The sequence below is a fragment of the Cypionkella sp. genome (assembly GCF_028290025.1).
Taxonomy (GTDB): domain Bacteria; phylum Pseudomonadota; class Alphaproteobacteria; order Rhodobacterales; family Rhodobacteraceae; genus Cypionkella.
The window spans coordinates 1-5,254 of the sequence record NZ_JAQGKQ010000100.1; the positions used below are offsets into that span (position 1 = coordinate 1).

The following is a 5,254-nucleotide window of genomic DNA, read 5'->3' on the forward strand; positions in this document are numbered from 1 at the left end:
CACCATCATCATGCCCATCGACATCAACACGGCGGCGACCACCAGATCAATGATCAGGAACGGCAGGAAGATCAGAAAGCCGATCTCAAAGGCGCGCTGAATTTCCGATAAGATGAACGACGGGACCAACAACGACAACGGCGCATCAATCGGCACGACCTGCGCCACATTAGGCCGCAGATTCTGCAGCGCCATAAATGTGTCGCCGTCCAACCGATGTGCCATAAATCCGCGGAATGGCCCTAATATTAAAGGGATAGCCTGTTGGATGTCGATGCTTCCGGCGTTCAAGGGTTCGACGCCCTTTAGCCAAGCCTCGGTAAATACCGGGTCCATCACAAACCAGGTTAAAAACAGCGCGAGGCTGACGATCAGCATGTTAGGTGGCGATTGTTGCAAGCCGATGGCCTGCCGTAAAATCGAAAGCACGGTGACGATGAAGGGAAAACAGGTGATCATCACCGCCAACCCCGGCACCAGACTAAGCACTGTCATCACCACCAACAGCTGCACAGACCGCGTCGAAAGTGAACTGCTGTCGCCAAAGTCAATCGACAGACCTTGCGCCAGCGCCGGGGCGCTTAACAGCAGCAAAAACCCGAACGCCAGCGCCAAGCGTCGTGTCATAATCCGCCCCGCAGATTGGCGACTTCGGTCAAACGCACCGCCAGTTGACCCGATTGATCGCCTTCCAACTCTTGCAGCTCGCCGCGCGCGATCAAGCGGTCACCGACATAAAGCTCCACCGGATCATCAACGCGCCGGTCCAGCGCCAGCACCGCATCACGGGTCAATCGCAGCAGATCGCGAACCAGCGGGCGGGCTTTCCCAACCGAAATCGTCACCTCAATCGGCACCTGACCGAAGGGATTGCTGTCTGGCAGTTCATCCATATTTCTTCTCCTGCTGTGGAATTTCAAAGAAACCGCGCACTGCGGCGGTGATTTCAGCGGTGGCGCGGTCGAGATTGATCTGCGTCTCGACATCGCCGAATTTAAGGTAAACCTGACCCTCGCTAAGGCTGGGTTCCTCGCTCAGGGTCAGAGCCAATCCGGTAGCCTTTTCCAGCAAAGCCTCCACCGCAGGGCGCGCGGCGGGATTAAGCACCAGCGTCACTGGCGTATCGGCCTGTTTTTCAGCCATCGGCATCAAGCTATCCAGCACCACTTGCGCCAAGGTTTCTCGCGCGAGTGCGGGCAATAGCCGCCCGACCATCTCGGACATCAGCGGTTGCAAGGCGCGCAGCACATGCTGGCGGGCTTCGTGAAAGGTGAAGGAAAGATCCTGCAAGTTGCGCGCAAGATCGGCCTGCACCCGGGTTTGGTCGCTGGATTGCGCCATCGACGCATCCTCCCATCCGGCCGCATAGCCGGAATCGTAAGAGGCAAGTTTGGTTTCCTCAAAGTGCATCGTGTCGAGCACAACGGTCGGGCCGCCGCTATGCGCCTCTTTTGTCTCGAAAACCTCTAGTCGCAGCGCCATCAGCGGGCTTCCTCTTCGACTTCCATCCAGCCGCGCAAGATTTCCACGGACTCGCTTTGGCGTTCCTCAATCAATTGACGCAACCGGCTCATCGGATCTTTGGTAGCGTCAGGCCCCGGTGCGCCCGAAATCACCGAAAGCGGCGGCAGGTCGGTTCGATCGTCAATTTCGCCCGTCAGCGCGCGGGTGTCGAAGCTTGACCCGGGCAGCGCCAAAACCGGTGCAGGCGCGGGCAGAGCAGCACGGCGGTTCGCCGAAGTCAGCACCGGGCGGATCACAAAAAGGCCCAAAATAAGGACCACCAAAGCCAAAACGCTGACTTGGATCAACGTCATCAGATTGATCTCACCGAAAGAAAACATGCTGGCGGCCAAGGCTTCACCGGTTTGCGGCAAAGGTTCAAACGCGAGCGACTTAAGCGTCAGAACATCGCCGCGCGTGGTGTCCAGGCCAGCCGCCGAAGTGACGAGTTCGCGCAGGATCGCCAGTTCATCTTCGGGACGCGGCTGAAAGGTGACGCTGCCATCGGCGGCGGTGACCGGCACGGCATCGACCAGCACCGCCACCGAAATTTTTCGCACCGAACCGGGCGCTTTCACCAGCTGCCGGTTGGTCTCCGAAACCTCATAATTCACCTTTTCGCGCGTCTCGGACGATTCGCTTTTGCCATTGCCCCCGGTTGCCGCATCATTGGCGGGCAGATTTGAGGCCACCGTCACATCTTGGCTGGCTTGGGTGTTCGATCCGGTCTGTTGCGTGTTGTCGGTGGCGATGGCGACCCGGCTTTGCGGATCGAAACTGCGCTCGGTGATCTGCTCGGCGTCGGTTACGACATCTACAGCGACCTCAACCACCGCTTTGCCCGCACCTACCCGCGCCGCCAGCAGACGCTCGACATTTTGCTTGATTTCAGCGGCTTTACTGTCTGCCGCTATAGTAGGGGCAGCCAAATCATTATCCGAGGCGATCAAACCCGCCACCGAATCGATCACCGCAACCGCGTCCGGCGTCATCCCCGGCACCGAAGCCGCAATCAGATGGCGCAGCGCATTGGCTTGCACAGCCGGAAGGCTACCGCCCACCGACGTGATGGTAACGCTGGCGCTTGGCTTTACATCGCGCTGGAACGGCTGCGACGGTGCCTGCGCAATATGCACGCGGGCGGCACGAATCTGCGGATTAGACAGAATCGTGCGGGCGAGTTCACCCTCTTTTGCCCGCCAGTAAGCCGCATCAAACATCTGCGCCGTGGTGCCAAAACCGGAAAGCGAATCAAGAAGTTCATAGCCCGTGCCGGAATTTGCGGGCAGACCTTCTGCCGCCAAGGTCATCCGCAGGGTGTCTCGCAGGCTATCATCGACATAAATCGCCTGACCGCGCACTTCGTAAGTGACGCCCTTCTGATCCAGCGCCGTGATTACATCGCCCGCAGCAGAGCTGTTTAAGCCTGCGTAAAACAAAGACATTCCCGGCGTACCCGCCATCCGCGACATCGCCATCACGGCCAAAAACACCGCCAGCGTCGCTCCCAGAACGAAGAAACGTTTACGGCCATCAAGGTTTCGCCAAATCTGCAACAGGTTCTGCACGGTCAGTCTCCGGTGATGGGCTTCTGCCCGATGAGATCAACTTGGCGGATGGGCCTTAACAATCGGTTAGGAAGCTTCGGTCTATGTTTGTTCTGCAAACAAAGACGGAGGGCCCGGTGGCCGAAATTGAGCAGCCGCAGGATGTGGCACCCAAAAAGAAATCGAAGCTGCCCGTACTGATCGGGTTGCTGCTGGCTTTGCTGCTGGGCGGGGGCGGGTTTTATGCCACCTGGTCCGGCCTTATTCTGCCGGGCAGCGAAACCAGTGAAGGCGCAGAGCCCAGTCCGCTGCCGGATATCGGCTTCGTGCCCGTCGAGTCGGTAATTGTCTCGATCGGCCCCAGTGCACTGGGCAAACATCTGCGCTTCACCTCACAGCTTGAGGTGGCGGGCGGCCATCTTGACGAGGTGACGACGCTGCTGCCGCGCATCGTTGACGTTATGAACGGTTATTTGCGCGCGATCGATCCGGCCGAGTTCGAAGAGCAGGCAGCATTGGTGCGCATGCGGGCGCAACTTCTGCGCCGAATCCAAATTGTCACTGGTGATGGGCGGGTGCGCGATCTGCTGGTCACCGAATTTGTGCTGAACTGAAAGGGATCTCGATGCTGATGATTGCGGATATTCTGATGGCAGCCGGCTCTTTCGGCGCAGCAATCTATTGCCGCGTTCTGTCGGCCAGATTGAAAAGATTTACCACGCTTGAAACCGGCATGGGTGGCGCGATTGCCGTGCTGTCGGCACAGGTCGATGAGATGACCCGCGCGCTGGAAAATGCGCGCACGGCGGCGCATGGCTCTGCCGATGGGCTGATTGCGCTGACAAGTCGGGCCGAGCAAGTGGCCGGGCGGCTAGAGCTTTTGGTAGCGTCCATGCACGACTTGCCAGATCCGGCTGGTGCCCCCGTTGAGCCGGAACCGACTGAAACGGAACGTAAGCTGCGTTTTGTGCGGCGCAGATCGGTCCGGCCTCAATTGGAGGCCGCAGAATGAAAAAAACGCGTTCTGGTCGCGGCGTTCTGATGGTGCTGACGTTGCTTTTGGCGGCCTCCGGCGCGCTTCGTGTGGGGTCAGGCGTTGGCACGGCGCTCGCGAATGCCACGGCTGTTGCGCCACAATCGCGCAGCGATCCGCAAGGTTGTGCCGTCACACCGCTCGCACTGGCCGAGGCGTTGAACGCTCGGGAAGCTGAAGTCACCGCGCAGGAAACCGCGCTTTCAGATCGGATGGCTGCATTGTCGCTGGCAGAGGCCGCGATCAAGCTCCGAATGACTGAAATGGCCGTGGCCGAAGCCGCTTTGAAGCAAACCCTGCAAATCGCCGATGGTGCGGCCGAGGCTGACCTCACGCGTTTAACCACGGTTTATGAGACGATGAAGCCCGCCGATGCTGCAAAATTATTCGCGGAAATGGCACCCGAATTTGCGGCCGGCTTCCTTGGTCGGATGAATCCCGCAGCGGCCGCCGCCGTCATGTCTGGGATGGACCCCGCAAAAGTCTATTCGATTTCGGTGCTGATCGCTGGTCGCAATGCGACGGCACCAAAAAACTAGCGTCAGGCTTTGTTAACCCGGCTCTGCAATGCTGCGGGCAGGAAATTGGGTAGGGTTTAGTCATGTTTGGAATTGTCGGTATCATCGTCATCATCGTGATGGTGTTCGGCGGGTTTGTGATCCACGGCGGCCATTTGGCCCCGATCTTGGAAGCTCTGCCATTTGAAATGATCATGATCGGCGGCGCCGCCGTGGGATCGTTTCTGGTCTCAAATGACTTGGCAGCGGTGAAACACACGGCAAAGGATGTCGGCAAAGTTTTCAAAGGACCAAAGTGGAAACCCAACGATTTCAAAGATTTGCTGTGCATGCTGTTTGAGCTTATTCGCATCGCGCGCGCCAACCCGGTTGCGTTAGAGGAACATATCGAAAATCCGCACGACTCAGCGATTTTCGGCAGGTATCCAAAAATTCAACACGATCATGAAGCCGTCGATTTGATCGCGGACACGTTTCGGGCAGCCTCGATGAATTACGATGATCCGCATCAGGTCGAAGAAGTGCTGGACAAGCGCGTAGAGGCGGCGCTGGCGCACGCCATGCACTCTAGCCACGCGCTGCAATCAATGGCGGATGCGCTGCCCGCCTTGGGCATCGTTGCCGCGGTTTTGGGCGTTATCAAAACCATGGGT

The 5,254-nt window shown here is 58.5% G+C and carries 8 protein-coding genes; 4 read left to right on the plus strand and 4 right to left on the minus strand.

Features of this window, described 5'->3' with window-relative positions:
* The 4 genes from JWS10_RS18170 to fliF form a co-directional block, all read right to left on the minus strand.
* On the minus strand, positions 1-627 hold a 627-nt coding region (locus tag JWS10_RS18170; RefSeq protein WP_299509212.1), incomplete at its 3' end, for a flagellar biosynthetic protein FliP.
* A complete protein-coding gene (locus JWS10_RS18175; protein ID WP_299509213.1) occupies positions 624-893 on the minus strand; it encodes a FliM/FliN family flagellar motor switch protein in 270 nt (89 codons plus the stop codon). The genes JWS10_RS18175 and JWS10_RS18170, both read right to left, overlap by 4 nt.
* Positions 886-1,482 carry a flagellar biosynthesis protein gene (locus JWS10_RS18180; protein WP_299509214.1) on the minus strand — a complete coding sequence of 199 codons (597 nt, stop codon included), beginning with the start codon at positions 1,480-1,482 and terminating at the stop codon, positions 886-888. The genes JWS10_RS18175 and JWS10_RS18180 overlap by 8 nt, the downstream gene beginning before the upstream one ends.
* Positions 1,482-3,071: a flagellar basal-body MS-ring/collar protein FliF gene (gene fliF / locus JWS10_RS18185; protein WP_299509215.1), complete on the minus strand. Its 1,590-nt coding sequence runs from the start codon at positions 3,069-3,071 to the stop codon at positions 1,482-1,484. The genes JWS10_RS18180 and fliF overlap by 1 nt, the downstream gene beginning before the upstream one ends.
* Positions 3,072-3,187: 116 nt before the next feature.
* Here fliF and JWS10_RS18190 point away from each other — a divergent pair, with 116 nt between their 5' ends.
* From JWS10_RS18190 to JWS10_RS18205, 4 genes are all read left to right on the plus strand, one after another.
* Positions 3,188-3,664, plus strand: a complete 477-nt coding sequence (locus JWS10_RS18190) for a flagellar basal body-associated protein FliL (protein ID WP_299509216.1) — start codon at positions 3,188-3,190, stop codon at positions 3,662-3,664.
* A gap of 11 nt (positions 3,665-3,675) precedes the next feature.
* A complete protein-coding gene (locus tag JWS10_RS18195; RefSeq protein ID WP_299509217.1) occupies positions 3,676-4,062 on the plus strand; it encodes a DUF6468 domain-containing protein in 387 nt (128 codons plus the stop codon).
* A complete protein-coding gene (locus JWS10_RS18200) occupies positions 4,059-4,622 on the plus strand; it encodes a hypothetical protein (protein WP_299509218.1) in 564 nt (187 codons plus the stop codon). The genes JWS10_RS18195 and JWS10_RS18200 overlap by 4 nt, the downstream gene beginning before the upstream one ends.
* A gap of 62 nt (positions 4,623-4,684) precedes the next feature.
* On the plus strand, positions 4,685-5,254 hold a 570-nt coding region (locus JWS10_RS18205), incomplete at its 3' end, for a motility-associated protein (protein WP_299509219.1).

Bases quoted from the DNA above. Each gene is read 5' to 3' on its own strand.
- JWS10_RS18175 (WP_299509213.1), bottom strand. From the start codon at position 893: ATGGATGAACTGCCAGACAGCAATCCCTTCGGTCAGGTGCCGATTGAG.
- JWS10_RS18180 (WP_299509214.1), bottom strand. From the start codon at position 1,482: ATGGCGCTGCGACTAGAGGTTTTCGAGACAAAAGAGGCGCATAGCGGC.
- JWS10_RS18195 (WP_299509217.1), top strand. From the start codon at position 3,676: ATGCTGATGATTGCGGATATTCTGATGGCAGCCGGCTCTTTCGGCGCA.
- JWS10_RS18200 (WP_299509218.1), top strand. From the start codon at position 4,059: ATGAAAAAAACGCGTTCTGGTCGCGGCGTTCTGATGGTGCTGACGTTG.